27 protein-coding genes are annotated in these 22685 nt (G+C 44.7%); 23 read left to right on the top strand and 4 right to left on the bottom strand.

What is annotated here, in order from left to right:
* Window positions 1-61: 61 nt before the first annotated feature.
* On the top strand, window positions 62-595 hold the full coding sequence (gene rpoE, locus V6D42_RS12800; RefSeq protein WP_333513452.1) for a DNA-directed RNA polymerase subunit delta: 534 nt from the start codon (window positions 62-64) through the stop codon (window positions 593-595).
* A gap of 240 nt (window positions 596-835) precedes the next feature.
* Window positions 836-2443, top strand: coding sequence for a glutamine hydrolyzing CTP synthase (gene pyrG, locus V6D42_RS12795; RefSeq protein WP_326130249.1), 1608 nt, complete (start codon window positions 836-838; stop codon window positions 2441-2443).
* 82 nt (window positions 2444-2525) lie between these two features.
* Here the strand turns inward: pyrG and V6D42_RS12790 are convergent, their stop codons facing one another.
* Window positions 2526-3047, bottom strand: coding sequence for a DUF2529 domain-containing protein (locus V6D42_RS12790; protein ID WP_333513451.1), 522 nt, complete (start codon window positions 3045-3047; stop codon window positions 2526-2528).
* Between the two features lie 165 nt (window positions 3048-3212).
* On the opposite strand from V6D42_RS12790, the gene spo0F reads away from it, so the two are divergent.
* The 11 genes from spo0F to V6D42_RS12735 all read left to right on the top strand — a co-directional run bounded on the left by spo0F (window position 3213) and on the right by V6D42_RS12735 (window position 13752).
* Window positions 3213-3587: a sporulation initiation phosphotransferase Spo0F gene (gene spo0F / locus V6D42_RS12785; RefSeq protein ID WP_003227621.1), complete on the top strand. Its 375-nt coding sequence runs from the start codon at window positions 3213-3215 to the stop codon at window positions 3585-3587.
* A 180-nt stretch (window positions 3588-3767) separates the two neighbouring features.
* Window positions 3768-4625: a class II fructose-bisphosphate aldolase gene (locus V6D42_RS12780; RefSeq protein ID WP_003235826.1), complete on the top strand. Its 858-nt coding sequence runs from the start codon at window positions 3768-3770 to the stop codon at window positions 4623-4625.
* A 117-nt stretch (window positions 4626-4742) separates the two neighbouring features.
* Window positions 4743-5381 carry a fructose-6-phosphate aldolase gene (gene fsa / locus V6D42_RS12775; protein WP_010332256.1) on the top strand — a complete coding sequence of 213 codons (639 nt, stop codon included), beginning with the start codon at window positions 4743-4745 and terminating at the stop codon, window positions 5379-5381.
* Between the two features lie 376 nt (window positions 5382-5757).
* Window positions 5758-7047 (top strand): UDP-N-acetylglucosamine 1-carboxyvinyltransferase, encoded by a 1290-nt coding sequence (locus tag V6D42_RS12770; RefSeq protein ID WP_333513450.1) that lies wholly within the window; start codon window positions 5758-5760, stop codon window positions 7045-7047.
* Window positions 7048-7078: 31 nt separating this feature from the next.
* The gene (gene glpX, locus V6D42_RS12765) at window positions 7079-8044 is read left to right on the top strand and encodes a class II fructose-bisphosphatase (protein WP_044159762.1); all 966 of its coding nucleotides are present in this window, start codon (window positions 7079-7081) and stop codon (window positions 8042-8044) included.
* A gap of 213 nt (window positions 8045-8257) precedes the next feature.
* Entirely contained in the window at window positions 8258-8419 is a 162-nt protein-coding gene (locus tag V6D42_RS12760) for a hypothetical protein (protein WP_032731180.1), read from the top strand.
* 31 nt (window positions 8420-8450) lie between these two features.
* Window positions 8451-9734 (top strand): transcription termination factor Rho, encoded by a 1284-nt coding sequence (rho, locus tag V6D42_RS12755; protein ID WP_010332253.1) that lies wholly within the window; start codon window positions 8451-8453, stop codon window positions 9732-9734.
* A 118-nt stretch (window positions 9735-9852) separates the two neighbouring features.
* On the top strand, window positions 9853-10053 hold the full coding sequence (rpmE, locus tag V6D42_RS12750; protein ID WP_003151132.1) for a 50S ribosomal protein L31: 201 nt from the start codon (window positions 9853-9855) through the stop codon (window positions 10051-10053).
* 88 nt (window positions 10054-10141) lie between these two features.
* On the top strand, window positions 10142-10729 hold the full coding sequence (locus V6D42_RS12745) for a thymidine kinase (RefSeq protein WP_168748980.1): 588 nt from the start codon (window positions 10142-10144) through the stop codon (window positions 10727-10729).
* Between the two features lie 288 nt (window positions 10730-11017).
* On the top strand, window positions 11018-12715 hold the full coding sequence (malS, locus tag V6D42_RS12740; protein ID WP_029441290.1) for an oxaloacetate-decarboxylating malate dehydrogenase: 1698 nt from the start codon (window positions 11018-11020) through the stop codon (window positions 12713-12715).
* Between the two features lie 80 nt (window positions 12716-12795).
* Entirely contained in the window at window positions 12796-13752 is a 957-nt protein-coding gene (locus tag V6D42_RS12735; RefSeq protein WP_333513449.1) for an AEC family transporter, read from the top strand.
* Between the two features lie 35 nt (window positions 13753-13787).
* On the opposite strand, the gene racA is transcribed toward V6D42_RS12735, so the two are convergent.
* On the bottom strand, window positions 13788-14342 hold the full coding sequence (gene racA / locus V6D42_RS12730) for a chromosome-anchoring protein RacA (protein WP_333513448.1): 555 nt from the start codon (window positions 14340-14342) through the stop codon (window positions 13788-13790).
* Window positions 14343-14463: 121 nt separating this feature from the next.
* Window positions 14464-14853, bottom strand: coding sequence for an SMU1112c/YaeR family gloxylase I-like metalloprotein (gene gloA2, locus V6D42_RS12725; protein ID WP_333513728.1), 390 nt, complete (start codon window positions 14851-14853; stop codon window positions 14464-14466).
* A 121-nt stretch (window positions 14854-14974) separates the two neighbouring features.
* Between gloA2 and prfA the strand changes: the two genes are divergently transcribed.
* The 3 genes from prfA (at window position 14975) to V6D42_RS12710 (ending at window position 17274) form a co-directional block, all read left to right on the top strand.
* Window positions 14975-16045, top strand: coding sequence for a peptide chain release factor 1 (prfA, locus tag V6D42_RS12720; RefSeq protein WP_010332247.1), 1071 nt, complete (start codon window positions 14975-14977; stop codon window positions 16043-16045).
* Window position 16046: 1 nt separating this feature from the next.
* On the top strand, window positions 16047-16913 hold the full coding sequence (prmC, locus tag V6D42_RS12715; protein WP_333513447.1) for a peptide chain release factor N(5)-glutamine methyltransferase: 867 nt from the start codon (window positions 16047-16049) through the stop codon (window positions 16911-16913).
* A 73-nt stretch (window positions 16914-16986) separates the two neighbouring features.
* Entirely contained in the window at window positions 16987-17274 is a 288-nt protein-coding gene (locus tag V6D42_RS12710; RefSeq protein ID WP_024123177.1) for a DUF5316 family protein, read from the top strand.
* 15 nt (window positions 17275-17289) lie between these two features.
* On the opposite strand, the gene V6D42_RS12705 is transcribed toward V6D42_RS12710, so the two are convergent.
* Entirely contained in the window at window positions 17290-17655 is a 366-nt protein-coding gene (locus tag V6D42_RS12705; RefSeq protein WP_326226055.1) for a UPF0715 family protein, read from the bottom strand.
* A gap of 140 nt (window positions 17656-17795) precedes the next feature.
* On the opposite strand from V6D42_RS12705, the gene spoIIR reads away from it, so the two are divergent.
* The 7 genes from spoIIR to V6D42_RS12670 all read left to right on the top strand — a co-directional run bounded on the left by spoIIR (window position 17796) and on the right by V6D42_RS12670 (window position 22502).
* Window positions 17796-18470 (top strand): stage II sporulation protein R, encoded by a 675-nt coding sequence (spoIIR, locus tag V6D42_RS12700; protein ID WP_333513446.1) that lies wholly within the window; start codon window positions 17796-17798, stop codon window positions 18468-18470.
* A gap of 67 nt (window positions 18471-18537) precedes the next feature.
* Window positions 18538-18981, top strand: coding sequence for a GNAT family N-acetyltransferase (locus V6D42_RS12695; protein WP_333513445.1), 444 nt, complete (start codon window positions 18538-18540; stop codon window positions 18979-18981).
* Window positions 18982-19137: 156 nt separating this feature from the next.
* Entirely contained in the window at window positions 19138-20178 is a 1041-nt protein-coding gene (locus tag V6D42_RS12690) for an L-threonylcarbamoyladenylate synthase (RefSeq protein ID WP_333513444.1), read from the top strand.
* 77 nt (window positions 20179-20255) lie between these two features.
* Entirely contained in the window at window positions 20256-20813 is a 558-nt protein-coding gene (locus tag V6D42_RS12685; protein ID WP_168748975.1) for a manganese efflux pump MntP, read from the top strand.
* Between the two features lie 74 nt (window positions 20814-20887).
* Window positions 20888-21340, top strand: a complete 453-nt coding sequence (locus tag V6D42_RS12680; protein ID WP_333513443.1) for a low molecular weight protein arginine phosphatase — start codon at window positions 20888-20890, stop codon at window positions 21338-21340.
* Window positions 21341-21497: 157 nt separating this feature from the next.
* Window positions 21498-21947 carry a ribose 5-phosphate isomerase B gene (gene rpiB / locus V6D42_RS12675; protein ID WP_003221910.1) on the top strand — a complete coding sequence of 150 codons (450 nt, stop codon included), beginning with the start codon at window positions 21498-21500 and terminating at the stop codon, window positions 21945-21947.
* Window positions 21948-21959: 12 nt separating this feature from the next.
* Window positions 21960-22502 carry a TIGR01440 family protein gene (locus V6D42_RS12670; protein WP_333513442.1) on the top strand — a complete coding sequence of 181 codons (543 nt, stop codon included), beginning with the start codon at window positions 21960-21962 and terminating at the stop codon, window positions 22500-22502.
* Window positions 22503-22685: the final 183 nt, after the last annotated feature.

Here is a 22685-nt window from a genome sequence, read left to right as displayed (position 1 = left end):
ATATCGCTTTCATTATTGATAAAACAGATACATATAAGTAATAGAAAGGGAGTGTCCGACCTTGGGTATCAAACAATATTCACAGGAACAGCTAAAGGAAATGGCTTTAGTTGAAATCGCTCACGAATTATTTGAAGATCATAAAAAACCAGTTCCTTTTCAGGAGCTTTTAAATGAAATTGCATCATTGCTCGGCGTGAAAAAAGAAGAGTTAGGAGACCGCGTCGCACAATTTTATACAGATTTAAACATTGACGGCCGTTTCTTGGCGCTCTCTGACCAGAATTGGGGTCTTCGCAGCTGGTATCCGTACGATCAGCTTGATGAAGAAACACAGCCGACAGTTAAGGCGAAAAAGAAAAAAGCCAAAAAAGCCGTCGAAGAAGATCTTGATCTTGATGAATTTGAAGTGGTTGACGAAGACGACCTCGATTTAGCTGAGGTTGAGGAAGAACTTGATCTCGATGCTGATGAATTTGACGATATCGATGAAGACGACGAAGACGAGCTGGAAATTGACGATGATCTCATTGATGACGATGAAGAAGAAGAAGAAGATGACTATGATGAAGGCGATGAGGATAAAAAATCGTAAAAGAATTTCATCCCCAAATCGATCTTGACTTTCATAGTCGAACTAGGTAGTATGTATTTTGGGCTCTTCAAAAACGAAGAGAGAACATAGAACGTTATGCTCCCTTTCAAGAAATTGAAAGGGAGCTTTCTTATTTTCACCCCTCATTTTTCTTATAAATCATTTAAAAGGCTAAATGATTTTTTATAAAACGGTACATTTTAAGAAATGTAGCTTAGAGCGAAGAGAGGAGCAAACGAAATGACGAAATATATTTTTGTAACTGGGGGAGTCGTATCCTCACTTGGAAAGGGTATTGTAGCAGCTTCATTAGGGCGTTTGCTGAAAAACCGCGGACTGAACGTCACAATTCAAAAATTCGACCCATACATCAACGTTGATCCGGGAACGATGAGCCCATACCAGCACGGTGAAGTATTTGTAACAGATGACGGCGCTGAAACAGACTTAGACCTGGGGCACTATGAGCGTTTTATCGACATCAACCTGAATAAATTCAGCAACGTAACAACAGGAAAAATCTATTCAACAGTTCTTAAAAAAGAACGTCGCGGAGATTACCTCGGCGGAACAGTGCAGGTTATTCCGCACATCACAAACGAATTGAAAGACCGTGTATACCGTGCGGGTAAAGAAACAAACGCGGATGTCGTGATTACAGAAATCGGCGGTACTGTAGGAGACATCGAATCCCTGCCATTCCTTGAAGCCATCCGCCAAATGAAGAGTGACATTGGCCGTGAAAACGTGATGTACATCCACTGTACACTTGTGCCTTACATTAAAGCTGCCGGCGAACTGAAAACGAAACCGACACAGCACAGCGTAAAAGAATTAAGAAGCCTGGGCATTCAGCCAAACATTATCGTTGTTCGTACAGAAATGCCGATTTCTCAAGATATGAAGGACAAAATCGCTTTATTCTGCGACATCGATACAAAAGCGGTTATTGAATGTGAAGATGCGGACAACCTCTATTCCATTCCGCTTGAGCTTCAAAAACAAGGACTTGATAAGCTTGTTTGCGAGCACATGCAATTGGCATGCAAAGAGGCGGAAATGTCCGAGTGGAAAGAGCTTGTGAACAAGGTCAGCAACCTGTCTCAAACAATCACAATCGGACTTGTCGGAAAATATGTTGAGCTTCCTGACGCTTATATCTCTGTCGTTGAATCACTTCGTCACGCGGGCTACGCGTTTGACACAGATGTAAAAGTGAAATGGATTAACGCTGAGGAAGTAACAGAAAGCAACATCGGAGAGCTTACTAGCGGCACAGACGGTATTATCGTACCGGGCGGCTTCGGAGACCGCGGTGTTGAAGGTAAAATCATTGCGACACAATATGCGCGCGAAAACAACATTCCGTTCCTGGGCATTTGCTTAGGTATGCAGGTTGCATCTATTGAGTATGCCCGAAATGTATTAGGCTTAAAAGGCGCTCACTCTGCTGAAATTGATCCGTCAACTCAATACCCGATTATCGACCTTCTTCCTGAACAGAAGGATGTTGAAGATCTTGGAGGAACACTTCGCCTCGGCCTTTACCCTTGTAAGCTTGAAGAGGGCACGAAAGCATTTGAAGTGTATCAGGATGAAGTGGTGTACGAGCGTCACCGCCACCGTTATGAATTCAACAACGAATTCAGACAACAAATGGAAGACCAAGGCTTCGTATTCTCAGGCACCAGCCCGGACGGACGCCTTGTTGAAATTATCGAGCTGAAAGACCATCCTTGGTTCGTGGCTTCTCAGTTCCACCCAGAGTTCAAGTCTAGACCGACAAGACCTCAGCCATTATTCAAAGGCTTTATCGGAGCGTCTGTTGAAGCTGCCAATCAGAAATAATAAAAAAAGACTTGCCGTTTGTCAAAAGCGGACAAGTCTTTTTTATTTGTTTCCGGCAAGATACAGCATGTACAATAAATGATTATGCATACTCTTGCAGAATTTCTTTTAATGTAAATGATAGAGCATGGTAGACATACAATGCTGTCATTAATGAAGGGAAGCCGTAGCGGGTGCCGTCTTCATCGGGAACAAGCGGCATTTTCAGCTTTGAATCTATATGCACATCGCAATATTGTTCGATTCCGGCGCTGTCTTTGGCTGCCGGTGATACGCAGACGACTCCCGTGCCTTTTTCATAAAGCTCTTTCGCGAGCGCCTCTTCTTCATCTGTACCTGTCCCTGAGCAAAACATCAGCACCCTGTCGCTTTCTGTCACATCATCAGCGTTAGCGGGAAACGCTTTGACGGAAGGAAGCGGTTCTTTGCTTTCGGTGGCCTCATGTAAGATGCCCTGAAGCTCATTAGCCCCGTATATATAGATGGAATGCCCGCTGATCACCGCTTGGGCGAGCAATCGCGCCCCATCTTCAATCGCGTCAGATTCCTTATCCTGAATGCGGGAAAAAATACCTGTTAACTGTGTTGTAAATATTTTCAACATAAGTGAATCCTCCTTTATAACGTACAATAACAGTATACAACAAAAGAGAAAATGCTCAGAAAATGTCGTAAAGTAGACTATTATAATTAAAGGAAATAGGAAAATCAAACAGAATACATAAACTACTGCTTACTTTTGACGAAAATCATAATATTGGGGTGTAAAATGATGAATGAAAAAATTTTAATCGTTGATGATCAATACGGAATACGTATTTTGCTTAACGAAGTGTTCAATAAAGAGGGCTATCAGACATTTCAGGCTGCGAACGGCCTTCAAGCGCTTGATATCGTGACAAAAGAACGCCCGGACCTTGTCCTTCTGGATATGAAAATTCCGGGTATGGACGGAATCGAAATCTTAAAACGGATGAAGGTCATTGATGAAAACATCCGCGTGATTATCATGACGGCTTACGGAGAACTCGATATGATCCAAGAATCAAAGGAACTGGGCGCATTGACGCACTTTGCGAAGCCGTTTGACATCGACGAAATCAGAGACGCCGTCAAGAAATATCTGCCCCTGAAGTCTAACTGACAAAAAGAAGAAACAATTGAATGAGGTCATTGTGTTGCCGATTTGTCGAAAAGTTGGTATTCTAGTTATGGAGAAAAAGCGATCTGAGTATTTACATATGACAGCAAATTATGGGTCATGCTAGGGTGGAAAGCTTTTTTCGCTAGAAGACAATCAGGCTACATAAGGAGGACATTCGACATGCCTTTAGTTTCAATGACGGAAATGTTGAATACAGCTAAAGAAAAAGGTTATGCTGTAGGACAATTTAACTTAAACAACCTTGAGTTTACTCAAGCGATTTTACAAGCAGCTGAAGAAGAAAAATCTCCAGTGATCCTTGGTGTTTCCGAAGGTGCGGGACGCTACATGGGCGGCTTCAAAACAGTCGTAGCTATGGTAAAAGCACTAATGGAAGAGTACAAAGTGACAGTTCCTGTTGCGATCCACTTAGACCACGGTTCAAGCTTTGAATCTTGTGCGAAAGCGATTCATGCAGGTTTCACATCTGTAATGATCGACGCTTCTCACCATCCATTTGAAGAAAACGTAGCAACAACTTCTAAAGTTGTTGAGCTTGCTCATTTCCACGGAGTATCTGTAGAAGCTGAGCTTGGAACAGTCGGCGGACAAGAAGACGACGTTATCGCTGAAGGCGTAATCTACGCTGATCCTAAAGAGTGCCAAGAGCTTGTTGAGCGCACTGGCATCGACTGCCTTGCACCTGCATTAGGTTCTGTTCACGGCCCTTACAAAGGTGAGCCAAACCTTGGTTTCAAAGAAATGGAAGAGATCGGAAAGTCAACTGGTCTTCCGCTCGTTCTTCACGGCGGTACTGGAATTCCGACTGCTGACATCAAAAAATCAATCTCACTTGGTACAGCTAAAATCAACGTAAATACTGAAAACCAAATTTCTTCTGCAAAAGCTGTTCGCGAAACATTGGCAGCTAAGCCTGACGAGTACGATCCACGTAAATACCTTGGACCTGCTCGCGAAGCGATTAAAGAAACTGTTATCGGTAAAATGCGTGAATTTGGTTCTTCAAACCAAGCTTAATTCAATTGGAACTTTTTATAGCCGCCTGACAGCTTGACAGGCGGTTTTCCGTCTATCTTTAGAAAGCGCAATCATATTCACAGTTCTGAAAATTCTTACTCTGGGAGGCTTTTGTAAATGTTATTTTTTATTGATACAGCCAATATCGATGAGATTAAAGAAGCGTATGAATTAGGAATCCTTGCCGGTGTAACAACGAATCCTAGTTTAGTAGCAAAAGAAGCTAACGTATCGTTCCATGACCGTCTTCGTGAAATCACAGAAGTTGTTCCGGGCTCTGTAAGTGCCGAGGTTATTTCTCTGAAAGCTGAGGAAATGATCGAGGAAGGAAAAGAACTGGCGAAAATCGCTCCGAACATCACGGTGAAAATCCCGATGACGGCTGACGGTTTAAAAGCCGTAAAAGCACTTACTGACTTAAACATTAAAACAAATGTTACATTGATCTTCAATGCAAACCAAGCGCTTCTTGCTGCAAGAGCGGGTGCTACCTATGTATCACCATTCTTGGGGCGCTTAGATGATATCGGCCATAACGGGCTTGACCTGATTTCAGAAGTTAAGCAGATTTTTGATATCCACGGGCTTGATACGCAAATCATTGCGGCGTCAATCCGCCATCCTCAGCATGTAACTGAAGCTGCATTAAGAGGGGCTCATATCGGCACAATGCCGCTTAAAGTCATTTATCAGCTGACAAAGCACCCGTTAACAGACAAAGGAATCGAACAGTTCCTGGCAGACTGGAACAAGTAATTTAAGCGGTGGCAAACAGAGTGTATGCCTGTTTGCCGCGGCCTTTGTTTTTCACCATCCTGATACAGCGGACCTTCAGATGCATGCCGCTTACAGAGAAGGAATCATTGGGCTGCAGAAGCTGATATCGGAATGAGGGTTGCGTGCTGCTTTTGCCGGATGACGAAGATGTCTCTATAGCCGGCGGGTCTCTGTCGATTTTTTGAAACCTATGCCCCCCGCAAAGCTTCGCTATTTTCTTCCTGATATTTTACAATGTGTTGTATTCTTTCTCTCCGAATTGGCTAGATTTTGGACATGAGCTTTATTTGCAGAGACAGAATAAAATGCCATTTTATTTAGCTCCGCAGCTATCTTCTTATGGAAGGAGACTATCATGGAAAAGTTGAATATTGCCGGCGGTGACTCGTTAAACGGTACAGTACACATCAGCGGCGCTAAAAACAGTGCTGTTGCATTAATACCAGCAACCATTTTGGCAAATTCCGAGGTGACAATAGAAGGGCTTCCTGAGATTTCAGATATTGAAACGCTGCGTGACCTGTTACAGGAAATCGGCGGCAATGTGCATTTTGAGAATGGGGAAATGATTGTCGACCCCACATCAATGATCAGCATGCCGCTTCCTAACGGAAAAGTGAAAAAACTGCGCGCGTCTTATTATTTAATGGGGGCGATGCTCGGCCGCTTTAAACAGGCCGTCATCGGATTGCCTGGCGGCTGCCACCTGGGCCCCCGACCGATTGACCAGCACATCAAGGGTTTCGAAGCGCTCGGAGCTGAAGTGACCAATGAACAGGGCGCGATCTATTTGCGCGCTGAAAGGCTGAGAGGCGCACGTATTTATTTAGATGTCGTAAGCGTCGGGGCAACGATTAACATTATGCTTGCGGCTGTTTTGGCAGAAGGAAAAACCATCATCGAAAACGCTGCGAAAGAGCCGGAGATTATTGATGTCGCGACATTGCTCACCAGCATGGGCGCAAAAATCAAAGGTGCTGGAACCAACGTCATCCGAATCGATGGCGTAAAGGAGCTGCACGGCTGCAAACATACAATCATTCCGGACAGAATTGAAGCCGGAACATTTATGATTGCAGGAGCTGCGATGGGCAAAGAGGTCATCATTGATAATGTCATCCCGACTCACCTTGAGTCCTTAACAGCAAAGCTGAGAGAAATGGGCTTTCACATTGAGACAAGCGACGACCAGCTGCTCATTGTCGGAGGACAGAAAAATCTAAAGCCGGTTGATGTAAAAACCCTCGTATACCCGGGCTTTCCGACTGATTTGCAGCAGCCGATGACAGCGCTCCTTACGAGAGCAAAAGGGACAAGCGTCGTGACTGACACCATCTATTCGGCGAGATTCAAACATATTGATGAGCTGAGACGCATGGGCGCTAATATGAAGGTAGAGGGCAGATCTGCAATCATCACGGGTCCTGTCGAGCTTCAAGGCGCTAAGGTGAAGGCAAGCGACCTGCGGGCCGGAGCCTGTTTAGTGGTTGCCGGGCTGATGGCCGACGGTGTCACAGAAATTACAGGTCTGGAGCATATTGATCGCGGATACAGCAGCCTAGAGCAGAAACTAGAGGGTTTGGGAGCCACAATCTGGCGCGAGAGAATGACTGATGAAGAGATAGAACAGCTGCAAAATTCTTAATTGGTTATTTGCGAGAGGAGATCGTGTTGAGATGGAAAGAAGTTTATCAATGGAATTGGTTCGTGTGACTGAAGCTGCGGCATTAGCATCTGCAAGATGGATGGGCCGGGGAAAAAAAGACGAGGCTGATGAAGCAGCAACTAGCGCAATGAGAGACGTTTTTGATACAGTCCCGATGAAAGGAACTGTTGTGATCGGAGAAGGTGAAATGGACGAAGCGCCGATGCTTTATATCGGGGAAAAACTCGGAAACGGGTACGGTCCGCGCGTCGATGTCGCTGTTGATCCTCTCGAAGGCACAAACATCTTAGCTAGCGGCGGTTGGAATGCGCTGACTGTTATTGCAGTTGCGGACCACGGCACGCTTTTAAATGCTCCAGACATGTATATGCAGAAAATCGCAGTCGGTCCGGAAGCGGTGGGCTGCATTGATATTGAAGCTCCAGTCATTGATAACCTTAAAGCGGTAGCAAAAGCGAAAAACAAAGACGTCGAGGACGTCGTTGCCACCATTTTAAACCGCGATCGACACGAAAAAATCATTTCTGAGCTTCGTGAGGCCGGCGCCAGAATCAAACTGATCAATGACGGGGATGTCGCAGGCGCCATCAACACGGCTTTCGATCACACAGGCGTAGACATCCTGTTCGGATCAGGCGGAGCTCCTGAAGGCGTCCTATCTGCTGTCGCGTTAAAAGCGCTAGGCGGAGAAATTATCGGTAAACTTCTTCCGCAAAGCGAGGAAGAAATCATACGCTGCAACAAAATGGGACTTGATTTAAGCAAAGTGCTGCGTATGGAAGACCTTGTGAGAGGCGATGACGCTATTTTTGCGGCTACCGGCGTAACTGACGGGGAGCTGTTAAAAGGCGTTCAATTCAAAGGGTCTGTCGGCACGACTGAAAGCTTGGTCATCCGTGCGAAATCAGGCACTGTCCGTTTTGTTGACGGCAGACACAGCCTGAAGAAAAAACCAAATCTCGTAATCCGTCCATAACAAAGAGAAAAAGCGGGTGTTGACCCGCTTTTCTTTTGCAAATAAGAGACAACCCTATCAATTGCGTGTCAAAACCTTATTTCAGTTGAATAATTTTTTGAAATAAGGTAAAAATAAAGAGTGCTGCGATTTTTAACTGCGTAATTCCTTCTTTTAAGCACTAGGAAAGTTTCAATTTCTACCGCATCAGACGATATAAGTATTGATCTTCTCATGTTTTTGTCCTCGCTTCCTTCAAAACTCATTAAGACAATCCTTTTAACAAAAGCGCCGATCATGGGTGGAAGTGTTACCGATAGAAGTTCCTTTATGTTAAAAAAAGAATGTGCTTTGGCGGATGTTGTGCAAAAGCAGCAGATTACATGTGTAAAGTAAGATATTGACTATGAAAAGCGTGGTGTTTTTTATGAAAGACGTATCTATTTCCTCATTGGAAAATATGAAATTGAAAGAGCTATATGAACTTGCAAGACATTATAAAATCTCCTACTACAGCAAACTAACAAAAAAAGAACTGATTTTCGCCATTCTGAAAGCGAATGCAGAACAGGAAGATCTTCTGTTTATGGAAGGTGTTCTTGAGATCATCCAATCAGAGGGATTTGGCTTCCTGAGACCGATCAACTATTCTCCAAGCTCTGAAGACATTTACATCTCAGCTTCACAAATCCGCCGCTTCGATTTGCGGAATGGAGACAAAGTATCAGGCAAGGTCCGGCCGCCAAAAGAAAATGAGCGTTATTATGGACTTTTGCACGTTGAAGCAGTAAATGGAGATGATCCGGAATCCGCAAAAGAGCGTGTTCACTTCCCAGCCCTTACTCCACTTTATCCAGACCGCCATATGGTGCTCGAAACAAAACCGAATTTCTTGTCTACAAGAATTATGGACATGATGGCGCCAGTAGGCTTTGGCCAGCGCGGCTTGATTGTAGCGCCGCCGAAAGCCGGGAAAACGATGCTGCTGAAGGAAATCGCCAACAGCATTACAGCAAACCAGCCTGAAGCAGAGCTGATTGTCCTATTGATCGACGAAAGACCGGAAGAGGTTACGGACATTGAGCGTTCTGTTGCTGGGGATGTCGTCAGCTCAACGTTTGATGAAGTGCCGGAAAACCATATCAAAGTAGCCGAGCTTGTGCTTGAACGCGCTATGCGCCTCGTTGAACACAAGAAAGATGTCATTATTCTGATGGACAGTATCACACGCCTTGCCCGTGCCTACAACCTAGTGATTCCGCCGAGCGGAAGAACACTTTCCGGAGGGATTGACCCGGCAGCGTTCCACCGTCCGAAGCGTTTCTTCGGGGCAGCGAGAAATATCGAAGAAGGCGGAAGCTTAACGATTCTCGCCACTGCTCTTGTTGATACAGGATCTCGTATGGATGATGTCATCTATGAAGAATTCAAGGGAACGGGCAACATGGAGCTTCATCTTGACCGCTCTCTGGCAGAACGCCGCATCTTCCCTGCAATCGATATTCGCCGTTCTGGAACGCGTAAGGAAGAGCTGCTTGTGCCTAAAGAGCATCTTGACCGTTTATGGTCTATCCGCAAAACGATGTCAGATTCGCCTGATTTTGCGGAAAAATTCATGAGAAAAATGAAAAAAACCAAAACAAACCAGGAATTTTTCGATATTCTCAATCAAGAATGGAAGCAGGCAAATCTATCATCAGCCAGACGATAAAATCTATTTGCAAAAGAAGTAAATCACTGATATAATTTTCTCATATGCGTTTCGGACAATGCTCCGAAATAATAACTCTGTTTCCACACGGGATTCAGGGCGGAAGGAGATGGATACGATGAAAGCAGGAATTCATCCTAATTTCAAAAAAGCAACAGTTAAATGCGCTTGCGGAAATGAATTTGAAACAGGCTCAGTAAAAGAAGAGGTACGCGTTGAGATTTGCTCTGAATGCCACCCATTCTACACTGGCCGTCAAAAATTCGCTTCTGCTGATGGTCGTGTTGATCGCTTTAATAAAAAATACGGTCTTAAGTAATAATAGATTTTTCAACAGGCAAGAAGCAGTTCTTGCCTGTTTTTTGTATGTCAAAAACACAGCTGGCAGAGAGAGGAGAGCAGAGCCAATGTACATAATGAAGCAAAGCGGGTGGCTTGAGCTGATTTGCGGCAGTATGTTCTCGGGGAAATCTGAAGAGCTGATCAGAAGAGTGAAGAGAGCAACTTACGCCAAGCAGGAGGTCAGGGTCTTTAAACCTGTGATTGATAATCGATACAGCGAAGATGCTGTTGTCTCCCATAATGGAACCTCTATGACGAGCTATGCCATTTCTTCGGCTGCGGACATTTGGGATCATATCAGTGAGAGCACGGATGTGATCGCAGTGGACGAGGTTCAATTCTTCGATCGGGCGATCATTGATGTTTTATCAGCACTTGCCGATAAAGGATATCGTGTGATCGCAGCAGGTCTTGATATGGATTTCAGAGGAGAGCCGTTCGGCGTTGTGCCGGATATTATGGCCATCGCTGAAAGTGTGACGAAGCTGCAGGCCGTCTGTTCCGTCTGCGGATCACCGGCAAGCAGAACACAGCGGCTCATTGACGGAAAGCCGGCTTCCTATGATGACCCGGTCATTCTGGTGGGTGCGTCTGAATCCTATGAAGCAAGATGCAGACACCACCACGAAGTTCCGGGAAAATCTAAAAACTAATACAAAACATGGGTAAAAAGATAGAAAGCACCGGCCGAAAAGCTGGTGTTTTTTTATATATTCTGATAACAATCAATTAAAAAATTTAAATAAGTGTATTAAAAAATTAAGTAATTTTCTTCCCTTGAATTTTGATTTTGACAGGCATAAAATAACTAACGTAATGTAAATAGTTTTGAGACATTGTTCGAATAATTGTCACAAAGTCGCATAAAGATCATGATCGGTTATTTTTAGATGAGTTATTACTTAACCTGGTTAACTATTTCAAGAAAGAAGGAGATTTGCTTGAATAACATAAAAAAAACTAAGGAAGGCCATTTAGAAACAACATTAAGAGGAAAAGAAGTTTTGTCTATTCCTACTTTAAATAAAGGTGTTGCTTTTACGTTAGAAGAAAGACAAGAACTTGGCTTAGAAGGACTTCTTCCGCCAACTGTACTTTCTCTAGATCAACAAGCAAAACGCGCATACGAGCAATTTAAAGCTCAGCCAGACCGCCTTCGTCAAAATGTTTACTTAAATGATCTTGCTAACCGCAATGAAGTTCTTTTCTATAAATTGCTGCAAAATCACCTGCGTGAAATGCTTCCTGTTGTGTACACACCAACAGTTGGTGAAGCAATTCAAGAATACAGCCATGAATACAGAAGACCTCAAGGTATCTACTTGTCAATCGACAACATTGACGGTATTGAAAAGGCTTTTGAAAACCTTCATGCGACAGCAGGCGATATTGATCTTATCGTTGCAACTGACTCTGAAAGTATCCTTGGTATCGGTGACTGGGGAGTAGGCGGTATTAACATCGCTATCGGTAAATTGGCTGTTTACACTGCTGCAGCTGGTATTGACCCTAGCCGTGTTATTCCTGTAGTGCTTGATGTCGGTACAAACAACGAAAAACTTTTAAATGATCCTTTATACATTGGTAACCATCATGAACGTATCTCTGATGAACGTTACGAAGAATTCGTTGATGCGTATGTAAAAGCTGCGCTTAAATTCTTCCCTAAAGCGCTTCTTCACTGGGAAGACTTTGGTAACAAAAACGCGCGCAATATCATGAAAAAATACAACAACGAAATTCTGACTTTCAACGATGATATTCAAGGGACAGGCGCAATTACACTAGCTGGTGTGCTTGCTGCTATGAAGAAAACAGGCGCATCTATTAAAGATCAGCGTGTAGTTGTCTTCGGTGCAGGTTCAGCTGGTATCGGTATTGCTGACCAAATCCGTGACACAATGGTGCTTGCTGGATTATCTGAAGAAGAAGCAAACAAAGCGTTCTTCACACTTGATTACAGAGGCCTGTTAACAGACGATATGGAAGGCATCCTTGATTTCCAAAAACCTTACCTTCGCAGTGCAGCAGAAGTGAAAGACTGGAAACGCGATGAAAAAGGCCAAATTCCATTCGATGAAGTGGTTCGCCAAGCGAAACCAACGATCTTAATCGGAACTTCAGGGGTTTCAGGAGCGTTCACAGAGGAAATTGTGAAAGAGATGGCATCTCACGTAGACCGTCCGGTGATCATGCCGATGTCTAACCCGACTCACCTTGCAGAAGCTGTTCCTGAAGATCTGTTCAAATGGACTGACGGAAAAGTGCTTGTAGCAACAGGAAGCCCATTTGACAATGTGGAGTACAATGGCGTTTCTTATGAAATCGGACAATCTAACAACGCATTCGCATTCCCTGGTCTTGGCCTTGGTTCAATCGTAGCTGAAGCGCGTGTTATTACACCTGCTATGTTTGCTGCAACAGCTGATGCGATTGCTGAGATGGTTGATTTTGAAACACCTGGAGCTGGATTGCTTCCAAGCATCGACAAGCTTCAAGAAGTATCTATTCAAGTTGCCATTGCTGTAGCTGAAGCAGCGATTAAAGACGGCGTAGCAAATCGTCAGCCTGAAGATGTAAAACAAGCTGTTCTTGATGCAATGTGGACACCTGAATACAAGAAAGTCATCGCAAAATAATAAGCGTGTAATTTTTCTGTCCGAGGGAAAGCTTTGTATAAAGCTAAAGTATACGGACATAGGATTTGGAGGAGAATATTTTGAGCATCTTAGATATCTTAATCCTCCTGGCACCGATCTTCTTTGTTATCGTGCTGGGTTGGTTTGCAGGACATTTCGGAAGTTATGATGCCAAGTCAGCAAAAGGGGTAAGTACGTTAGTAACAAAATACGCACTTCCAGCTCACTTTATCGCTGGTATTTTGACAACTTCCAGAAGTGAATTTTTATCACAAGTTCCATTAATGGTTTCTTTACTTATCGGGATTGTTGGTTTCTATATCATCATTTTATTGGTTTGCAGATTTGTCTTTAAGTATGATTTAACGAACTCATCCGTATTTTCTTTGAACTCTGCACAGCCGACATTCGCATTTATGGGTATTCCTGTATTGGGAAGCTTGTTCGGTGCGCAAGAGGTTGCGATTCCGATCGCTGTAACAGGTATCGTTGTTAACGCGATTCTTGATCCGCTTGCGATCATTGTAGCTACAGTGGGTGAGTCTTCTAAGAAAAATGGAGAGGGCGGCGACAGTTTTTGGAAGATGACAGGAAAATCCATTCTGCATGGTCTTTCCGAGCCTCTTGCAGCAGCTCCTTTAATCAGTATGATTCTAGTGCTTTGCGGTGTCACTCTTCCTGAGCTGGGTGTTAAAATGCTTGATCAGCTTGGTAGTACAACATCTGGTGTTGCTCTCTTTGCTGTCGGTGTTACCGTTGGTATTCGTAAGATTAAACTCAGTCTGCCGGCTATCGGTATTGCGTTGCTAAAAGTTGCGGTTCAGCCTGCGTTAATGTTCCTGATTGCTCTTGCAGTCGGACTTCCAGCTGACCAAACAACAAAAGCGATCCTTCTTGTTGCATTCCCTGGTTCTGCCGTTGCAGCCATGATTGCGACTCGTTTCGAGAAACAAGAGGAAGAAACTGCGACTGCGTTTGTGATCAGTGCGATTCTGTCATTGATTTCACTTCCAATTATTATTGCGCTTACTGCGTAATCAAAAAAGCTCCCTTTACGGGGAGCTTTTTTACTTTACGTTTGAAATTTAAACAGTGACAGCAGCGGTTTTTTTCTTGTTTTTATTGTTTCGGATGAAGCAGCAGTCTCAGGGGTCGGCTGAGCGGTGAATTCTTTCATTTGTGAGGTCATTGATTGCAGGTCGGCAAGAATGTCATCGATTTCTCTTCTGTGCTGCAGAAGCTGATAGGATACGCCTTCATCGGCTTTTTGTTTAAGCTGGCGTTCCAATTCCTCAATTCTTGCCAGCAGCCCGTTTTCTTCCTGTTTTTGCTGTAATAAGGTGTCCAGCTTTTGTTCGAGCTGTTCGAGTCTTTTCTCTGTGTCACTGTTTGTTTTTTGGACAAGGAAGCCTGTACGCTTCTTATTGCTCCGCGGCACATTAATATCCTGAAGCGCCGTGCCTTCAGAAATTTGTTTTTGAACAGATTTCAGGATTTGCACATCTTCAGCCGTAAATGAATAGTGCCCGAGCTCGTTCCGTTCAGCCGGAAGGTTCAGCTGCTTCACCCACCGCTGCACTGTTTTTGCGGAGACGCCGAGTTCACTTGCTACCATATTTGTATTCATGATCCCATACCTCCTTTTTAGCTAGGTATTCGACCATGGGGAGCGGTTCCCTTCCCATTAGACAAAACAAGAAAAGATTCGGCAAAGAAAGTGGGCATCCCCCTTTTTTCCTCAAAAACCATTATTGCTCATACAGCTCTAACGGAAGCTGATCGGGATCAAAAAAGAAGGTGAACCGCTTGCCTGTCAGCGGGTCTGTCCTGATCGGCTCTGTCTCGATTCCTTTTTCGTGAAGCTCCTGAACAGCCTGATCTAAGCTGCTGACCGTAAAGGCAAGATGTCGGAGCCCTGCACCTTCAGGCCGGGTTTGACGTGCGGGCGGATCAGGGAACGAAAACAGCTCAATGACGTACGAGCCGTTAAGCGACAAATCAAGCTTATAGGAGTCGCGCTCTTCTCGGTATGTTTCTTGTATCACCTGAAAACCGAGATTATGTACGTAGAAAGCTTTCGACTTTTCATAATCCGAGCATATGATGGCAATATGATGTATAGATGTAAGCAATACGATCCCTCCTCTTTTTCAGTATAGCAGAGGAGGCTTTTTTAACTGGGATTGAATTGCTTTTGACTGGCGATAGTCCCTATACTATAATGAGAATGTTACGCACAGGAAAACAGAGGTGAAGACCGTGTTAGACCGTTTAAAGTCAATCGAAGAACGATATGAAAAATTAAATGAGCTTTTAAGCGATCCAGAAGTTGTCAACGATCCCAAAAAGCTTAGAGAATATTCGAAAGAGCAATCTGATATACAAGAAACAGTTGACGTATATAGACAATACAGAGATGCGTCAGAACAGCTGGCTGATGCAAAAGCGATGCTTGAGGATAAGCTTGATGCTGAGATGCGCGATATGGTGAAGGAAGAGATTTCTGAACTCCAGAAAGAAACTGAAACACTGTCAGAACGTCTGAAGGTGCTCCTGATCCCGAAAGATCCTAATGATGATAAAAACGTTATCATGGAGATCCGCGGAGCGGCAGGCGGAGAGGAAGCCGCTTTATTTGCAGGCAACCTGTACAGAATGTATTCCCGCTATGCCGAGCTTCAAGGCTGGAAAACCGAGGTCATGGAAGCAAGTGTAACCGGAACGGGCGGCTACAAAGAGATCATCTTTATGATTACGGGCAGCGGCGCATATTCTAAGCTCAAGTATGAAAACGGCGCTCACCGTGTTCAGCGTGTTCCGGAAACAGAATCAGGCGGCCGTATCCATACATCTACTGCAACAGTGGCATGTCTTCCTGAGGCCGAAGAGGTAGAGGTTGACATTCATGAGAAGGATATCCGCGTTGATACGTTTGCTTCAAGCGGACCGGGCGGACAAAGCGTGAACACGACAATGTCTGCCGTTCGTCTGACGCATTTGCCGACAGGCGTTGTCGTATCATGTCAGGATGAAAAATCTCAAATCAAGAACAAAGAAAAAGCGATGAAGGTTCTCCGTGCCAGAATCTATGATAAATTTCAGCAGGAAGCTCAAGCTGAATATGATCAAACACGGAAATCGGCTGTCGGATCAGGTGACCGATCTGAGCGTATCCGCACATACAACTTCCCGCAAAACCGTGTGACGGATCACAGAATCGGCCTGACTATTCAAAAGCTTGATCAGATTCTTGAAGGAAAACTTGACGAAGTGGTTGAAGCACTGATAGTAGAAGATCAGGCAAGCAAGCTTCAGCAGGCGGATAGTTAAGATGAAGACGATATTTGAAGCCCTGAAATGGGCTTCTTCTTATTTAACGGAAGCGGGAAGAGAAGAAAATGCAGCTGAGTTGCTTTTGCTTTATGATACAGGAATGGATAGAAGCAAGCTGCTCGCCAGCTTACAGGAACCGATCGGCGAAGATGAGCTGTATCGCTTTGAACGCCACGTCGATATGCACAAAGAAGGCGTACCCGTTCAGTACATTATAGGAAGAGAGTTTTTTTACGGCCGTGAATTTATAGTGAATGATGACGTGCTGATCCCGCGTCCGGAAACGGAAGAGGTTGTCTACCATCTTCTTGAGAAATATAGAAGTGTCTTTTCTGAAGGAGAACAGCTCGATGTGGTAGATGTCGGCACAGGAAGCGGCGCAATAGCCGTCACGCTTGCACTGGAAAACAAAAACTTTTCTGTCTCAGCGATTGATATCTCCAAAGAGGCGCTGGACGTTGCTTCAGCCAACGCTGAAAAGCTCGGAGCTGAGGTGCAATTTCTTCAAGGCGACCTGCTTGAACCCTTTATAAAGGCAGGAAAAAAAGCGGATATTATCGTCTCAAACCCTCCGTATATTTCTGAAGACGAAATGGCCGATTTATCTGAGATTGTCCGTTTCCATGAACCTTTGCATGCCCTCACTGACGGCGGAAACGGGCTGAAATTTTATAAGCGGTTTATGGAAGCCATTCCGCTGGTGATGAAGAATACCGCGCTTGTCGTCTTTGAAATCGGGTGGAAGCAGGGCACAGCTGTAAAAGAGCTGATTCTGCATGCGTTTAAGGATGCGGAAGTTGAAGTCCTGAAGGATATTAACGGAAAAGACAGAACCATATGCGCGATAATTCATAAGAATAAATAAGCAGCTTGCTGGTGAGTTGAGATAAGAACGGGACCAGCAAGCTGTTTTAACACCAGCAAAGGGGATGTAAAAGATGAAAAAGGCCCTGACAGCAGGAATTTTACTTATTGCCATTGAAAGTATGGTGGGTTCGATTTTTGCGCAAGCGATTTCTTATGAATTCATTTTCGGCATTGCATCTCTTGTTTTGATCGGGCTTGCCATTGTGACATCGGGTTTGGCTGTAAGCGGAAGCGACCAGCGGGCAAATTATCATTCAGAAACCAAAGAAGGCCGGACAGCCCGTTTGAAAATATCAGCTGCTTTCTTTGTTGCTGCCATACCTTCTATTCTATGTTATCTATTGACCGTTTTGATCTAATGAAAAAGGAAGCCCTTAAGAGGCTTCCTTTTTTTGCAGAAAAACAGAATCCCATATCCAGTAGACAACAGCTGTTAATACAGCGAAGATGTAAAAGGCTGTATTTTGAAGCAGGGATTGCCCGGAAGGCTGCAGCACGCCAAAGATGATCGCGTTGGCGATAAACGCCGCGGCAAGATAATACAGTAAGTACAAAGGGCTGAACCGTTTCGGCTTTTTATTCATCATGATTTGAAGCGGCAGTGCGAATAGTAGATAAGGAAATAAGAAATAAAAGGCCATCGTTACGAGAGCAGCTATAATAAAGGAATGAATGTAAATAATCGAATAAAGAACTGACATCGTGAACGCTGACAGCAGCACTGTGTAATGATATTTCATTTTAAACCTCCTAAAACACTATCGTACCATAAATTAGATTCAAAGCTTGCTAGATTTTTTTGCCGCTGCAGGTTTACTCCATACGTTCCTTGTCCATAATAGGGCTAGATACAAAGCACGGAGAGGAACGGTGGGGACCGATGAAAAAAACAGTTATCATTTGTATATATATGTTTCTTTTATTATCTGGGGCACTCGTAGGATTGGCGAAAGAAGAGACGGCACAGCAATCTGAAAATGAGCCGGTTGTCATTCCGGACGAGGCGATTCGCCTGAGAATATTGGCAAACAGCGATCGTGACGAGGACCAAGAATTAAAGCGTCATATCAGAGACGCCGTCAATAAAGAAATCACAACATGGGTCAAGGATATTACTTCTATTGAAGAAGCGCGGCGTTTGATCCGCTCAAAGCTGCCTGAGATCAAGGAAATTGCAAAAGAAACCATGGAAAAAGAAGGCGCTAGCCAATCAATATCTGTTGATTTTGACAAAATCTCATTTCCGACAAAGCTTTACGGCAGCATGGTATATCCTGCTGGAGAATACGAAGCCATCCTAATCACGCTTGGTAACGGTGAAGGCGCGAATTGGTGGTGTGTGTTATTCCCGCCGCTCTGCTTTCTTGATTTTTCAAACGGAGAAGCCGTAAAAGAACAAGAAGATAAAGAAGCCTCAAAAAAACAAACAGAAAAAGCTCTTGAGGACTTAACAGCCAAAGCGGAAAAAGCTGAAAAAGAAGAAGAGAAAGAGAAAGAAGACGATACAGAAGTGAAATTCTTCGTCGTAGAATGGTTCTCCGATCTTTTTTCTTAATCACCAGGTCTAAAAATAGATTTGCCTCATAGATTGGAAGAAAGAACGCTGAAAATGGGGTGAACGAATGTTTTATCAACTGCGGGTGGCAAGGGAGAAGGACGGAGACATACTTGAGGAATTTCTAAAACAGGCCAAAACGAATCATGAGGGCGTAAGGGAAGGGTTCACGCAGTTTCTGATGCTGGAGGACAGCGAGAAGAACATAGCCGGCTGTCTTGGGATCGAAAAAATCAGCTGCGATCAAGCCCTGCTTCGCTCACTTGTGATATCGGACAAGCTTCACCAAGGTCATATTGTGTCGCTCTTTCAAAGCATGGAGGTGCTTTGTGAAAAGCATGAAATCAAAACGGTATATTTGGTAGCCAATCAGCATTCTTCTGCTGATTTCCTCGGGGCGATGGGATTTGAACGGGCGGAGAGTGTGCCGGAAGAGCTGTTTGCCTCGGATCATTTCTGTGAATCAAGGCAAGCGGAAGGGGCCGTCTTAATGAAAAAAGCATGCGGATAAGTGAGATTTATACACAAACTTATCCACTTCTTTATATGCGTTGTCCACAATTTGTGGATAACGCTTGTTTTATTACAGGACATCTTTTATACTTTCAAAAGGATTACACGCGTAAAACGATCGTTTTATTGTTGTGAATAAGGAGTTTGGTCAGAAATGAAAACGAAAAGATGGTTTGTGGATGTAACCGGGGAGTTATCCACAAATGATCCACAAATTACACAAGCAGCCGCTTTGCTCCGAGAAAATGAGGTTGTCGCCTTTCCGACAGAAACTGTATATGGTCTCGGCGCAAATGCGAAAAGCACAGATGCTGTCAAAAAAATATATGAAGCGAAAGGGCGGCCGAGTGATAATCCCCTGATTGTCCACATTGCGGATATCAGCCAGCTTGACGGCTTAACCGGTCCGGCGCCAGAAAAAGCCAAAATATTAATGAAGCGCTTTTGGCCAGGGGCGCTTACACTTATTTTACCTTGTACACCTGGTGCGCTGTCACCCCGTGTAACCGCAGGAATGGATACAGTGGCCGTCAGAATGCCTGATCATCCTCTGGCTCTGGCACTCATTCGTGCCGCGGGTCTCCCGATTGCAGCGCCGAGTGCTAATTTATCGGGCAAACCAAGCCCGACAAAGGCTAAACACGTGGCTCACGACTTGGAGGGCCGCATAGCGGGAATAATGGATGGGGGAGCTACTGGAATCGGTGTCGAATCAACCGTACTTTCATGTGCGGGAGACATTCCTGTGCTCCTTCGTCCGGGCGGCATTACAAAAGAACAAATAGAAGCTGAAATCGGACCGATTCTTGTGGATAAAGGGCTTGCCGATCAAAATGAGAAGCCGATTTCTCCGGGAATGAAATATACACATTACGCGCCGTCAGCGCCGCTTGTTATATCTGAAGGCAGCCCTGAGCGCATTCAAACGCTCATTCAAGAATATCAGCGGGGCGGAAAACGGGTCGGCGTCCTGACGACAGAAGAAAACGCAGATTTTTATTCAGCTGACTATGTTAAGAGCTGCGGCAGAAGAGATCAGCTTGAAACAGTCGCGGCAGCTCTTTATGATGCACTGCGCAGTTTTGATGAAGAAAAGGTTGATTTTATTATTGCAGAATCGTTTCCTGACACAGGCGTCGGACTTGCTATTATGAACAGGCTGATGAAAGCAGCCGGAGGAAGAGTGATTCGCTGACAAAGTCAGAAGTTCTAACCCCTTTTGGACATGCATAGGCTAAAAAAGCGGGCGTGTCCAAGGGGGTTATGTATGTGATGTCGGATATGTTTATAGGCGAACTGATTACCTTAAGCATTATGGCGTTTGCTTTAGGAATGGATGCTTTTTCTGTGGGCCTTGGAATGGGTATGGTCAAACTCAGAAAAAAACAGATATTCTATATTGGATTCATTATCGGTCTCTTTCACGTCATCATGCCTCTCGGAGGGATGGCGGCGGGAAATATGCTGTCAGGGCTCCTCGGTATGGTAGCTGTATATATCGGGGGTTCACTGCTGTTTGTTCTCGGTGTTCAAATGGTGATCGCATCTTTTAAACAGTCAGAAGAACGTTTGATGTCGCCGGCTGGGCCTGGCTTATTGTTATTTGCAGTCGGCGTCAGCCTCGATAGTTTCTCCGTTGGTCTGAGCCTAGGAATATATGGCTCGCACCCGCTTCTCACCATTACCCTGTTTGGGCTTTTCAGCATGATGTTGACTTGGCTGGGCCTGCTGATTGGAAAACAAGTGCAGTCCTGGCTCGGCTCATACAGTGAAGCGCTCGGAGGAACCATATTAATCGTATTTGGCCTTAAGCTGCTTTTGCCAATTTAATATACCAATAAAAGAAACGATGTCGCCGTTTCTTTTTTCTTCATATATAATAGAAAAAACAAGGGGTGACTGACATGAACATCATTTTTGTCTGTACTGGAAATACGTGCCGCAGTCCAATGGCTGAGGCGCTTTTTAAATCAATCGCTGAAATGAAAGGGCTGGATGTCAGCGTCCGCTCGGCAGGCGTATTTGCCTCACCTAACGGGAAAGCGTCGCCTCACGCGGTCGAAGCGCTTTTTGAAAAACGCATTGCCCTTAATCATGTTTCTTCGCCATTAACTGAAGAACATATGGAATCGGCAGATTTGGTTCTGGCAATGACCCACCAGCACAAACAGGTCATCGTCAGCCAATTCGAACGTTATCGTGATAAAGTGTTTACGCTAAAAGAATACGTGACAGGAAGCCGGGGCGATATTATAGACCCGTTTGGCGGCACCATTGAGATCTATAAAAAAACAAGAGATGAGCTTGAAGAGCTTCTTCAGCAGCTTGCAGAACAATTGAAAAATGACGGTAAATAACTTGTCAGAGAATCTGCAAACAGGTCATTTGCAAATCCTGCGTGAAGGAGTAGAATATAGTGAAAAGCACATCGATATGGTGTAGATCAAAGAGCGGACAGGCTGCGCGGTCAACAAAGCGGGCGGGCCGCATTACATACGCTGGGAGGAAAAGCTGATGAAAGTAGCCATAGCATCGGATCATGGCGGCGTCCATATTCGAAACGAAATCAAAGAACTAATGGACGAATTGCAAATTGAGTATATTGATATGGGCTGTGACTGCGGCAGCGGATCTGTCGATTATCCGGACTACGCTTTTCCGGTGGCCGAGAAAGTAGTAAGCGGTGAAGTGGACAGAGGGATTTTAATTTGCGGGACAGGCATTGGCATGAGTATTTCCGCCAATAAAGTCAAAGGCATCCGCTGTGCGCTGGCACATGATACATTTAGTGCAAAGGCGACGAGAGAACATAATGATACAAATATCCTCGCGATGGGCGAACGGGTAATTGGACCCGGTTTGGCACGGGAAATTGCGAAAATTTGGCTGACCACTGAATTTACTGGCGGAAGACATCAGACCCGCATCGGAAAAATCTCGGACTATGAAGAGAAAAACCTGTAGGGGTGCTGTTCTATGAATGAGATCACACAAACATGGAAGACGATGCTGTCGGAGTTTCAGGACAAAGCGGGATTGAGAGAGAATCAGATATTTGTCCTTGGGTGCAGCACAAGCGAAGTGGCCGGCAGCCATATCGGCACATCAGGCAGTACAGACATCGCGGCAAGCATCTACAGCGGACTTGCAGAGCTGAAGGAACAAACGGGAATCCATCTGGCGTTTCAATGCTGCGAGCATTTAAACAGAGCGCTTGTAGTGGAGGAAGAAACGGCCGAGCTGTTTAGGCTTCCGGCCGTTTCCGCAGTGCCTGTGCCAAAAGCCGGCGGGGCGATGGCTTCTTATGCGTTTAAGCAGATGAAGTCTCCTGTTCTGGTAGAAACCATTCAGGCAGATGCCGGAATAGATATAGGCGACACGTTTATCGGCATGCACTTAAAGCCGGTAGCTGTTCCTGTACGCATTTCTCAGAACAGTCTCGGTGCAGCCCATGTGACATTGGCGCGCACCCGGCCAAAGCTGATCGGCGGAATGCGGGCAGTTTATGAGTGTGAATGAGAAAGGACTGCATGGGCCAGTCTTTTCTTTAATTTGCGCAGCTAAAATAAATTCCGAACTTTAAATTAAATTTAAGTAATAAATATTCGTTTTTGCCAATAAAATTTTTGTTTTTTTGAAAATAATCTTTTACATGGGCCTAAAAAACCATGTACAATAGTGGTGGTAAAAACAAAGAACAGG

The sequence above is a fragment of the Bacillus sp. 0909A genome (genome assembly GCF_036765115.1).
Lineage (GTDB): Bacteria > Bacillota > Bacilli > Bacillales > Bacillaceae > Bacillus > Bacillus mojavensis.
This window is presented reverse-complemented; position numbering and strand designations above follow the sequence as displayed.

Excerpts from the sequence above, each read along its gene's own strand:
- rho (WP_010332253.1), top strand. The coding sequence starts at position 8,451 with ATGAAAGACGTATCTATTTCCTCATTGGAAAATATGAAATTGAAAGAG.
- glpX (WP_044159762.1), top strand. The coding sequence starts at position 7,079 with ATGGAAAGAAGTTTATCAATGGAATTGGTTCGTGTGACTGAAGCTGCG.
- racA (WP_333513448.1), bottom strand. The coding sequence starts at position 14,342 with ATGAATACAAATATGGTAGCAAGTGAACTCGGCGTCTCCGCAAAAACA.
- V6D42_RS12690 (WP_333513444.1), top strand. The coding sequence starts at position 19,138 with ATGAAAACGAAAAGATGGTTTGTGGATGTAACCGGGGAGTTATCCACA.
- fsa (WP_010332256.1), top strand. The coding sequence starts at position 4,743 with ATGTTATTTTTTATTGATACAGCCAATATCGATGAGATTAAAGAAGCG.
- V6D42_RS12680 (WP_333513443.1), top strand. The coding sequence starts at position 20,888 with ATGAACATCATTTTTGTCTGTACTGGAAATACGTGCCGCAGTCCAATG.
- V6D42_RS12790 (WP_333513451.1), bottom strand. The coding sequence starts at position 3,047 with ATGTTGAAAATATTTACAACACAGTTAACAGGTATTTTTTCCCGCATT.
- pyrG (WP_326130249.1), top strand. The coding sequence starts at position 836 with ATGACGAAATATATTTTTGTAACTGGGGGAGTCGTATCCTCACTTGGA.
- V6D42_RS12685 (WP_168748975.1), top strand. The coding sequence starts at position 20,256 with ATGTCGGATATGTTTATAGGCGAACTGATTACCTTAAGCATTATGGCG.
- prmC (WP_333513447.1), top strand. The coding sequence starts at position 16,047 with ATGAAGACGATATTTGAAGCCCTGAAATGGGCTTCTTCTTATTTAACG.
- rpiB (WP_003221910.1), top strand. The coding sequence starts at position 21,498 with ATGAAAGTAGCCATAGCATCGGATCATGGCGGCGTCCATATTCGAAAC.
- V6D42_RS12760 (WP_032731180.1), top strand. The coding sequence starts at position 8,258 with ATGTTTTTGTCCTCGCTTCCTTCAAAACTCATTAAGACAATCCTTTTA.
- rpmE (WP_003151132.1), top strand. The coding sequence starts at position 9,853 with ATGAAAGCAGGAATTCATCCTAATTTCAAAAAAGCAACAGTTAAATGC.
- V6D42_RS12770 (WP_333513450.1), top strand. The coding sequence starts at position 5,758 with ATGGAAAAGTTGAATATTGCCGGCGGTGACTCGTTAAACGGTACAGTA.
- V6D42_RS12745 (WP_168748980.1), top strand. The coding sequence starts at position 10,142 with ATGTACATAATGAAGCAAAGCGGGTGGCTTGAGCTGATTTGCGGCAGT.
- V6D42_RS12705 (WP_326226055.1), bottom strand. The coding sequence starts at position 17,655 with ATGAAATATCATTACACAGTGCTGCTGTCAGCGTTCACGATGTCAGTT.
- V6D42_RS12780 (WP_003235826.1), top strand. The coding sequence starts at position 3,768 with ATGCCTTTAGTTTCAATGACGGAAATGTTGAATACAGCTAAAGAAAAA.
- V6D42_RS12670 (WP_333513442.1), top strand. The coding sequence starts at position 21,960 with ATGAATGAGATCACACAAACATGGAAGACGATGCTGTCGGAGTTTCAG.
- spoIIR (WP_333513446.1), top strand. The coding sequence starts at position 17,796 with ATGAAAAAAACAGTTATCATTTGTATATATATGTTTCTTTTATTATCT.
- spo0F (WP_003227621.1), top strand. The coding sequence starts at position 3,213 with ATGATGAATGAAAAAATTTTAATCGTTGATGATCAATACGGAATACGT.
- V6D42_RS12695 (WP_333513445.1), top strand. The coding sequence starts at position 18,538 with ATGTTTTATCAACTGCGGGTGGCAAGGGAGAAGGACGGAGACATACTT.
- V6D42_RS12710 (WP_024123177.1), top strand. The coding sequence starts at position 16,987 with ATGAAAAAGGCCCTGACAGCAGGAATTTTACTTATTGCCATTGAAAGT.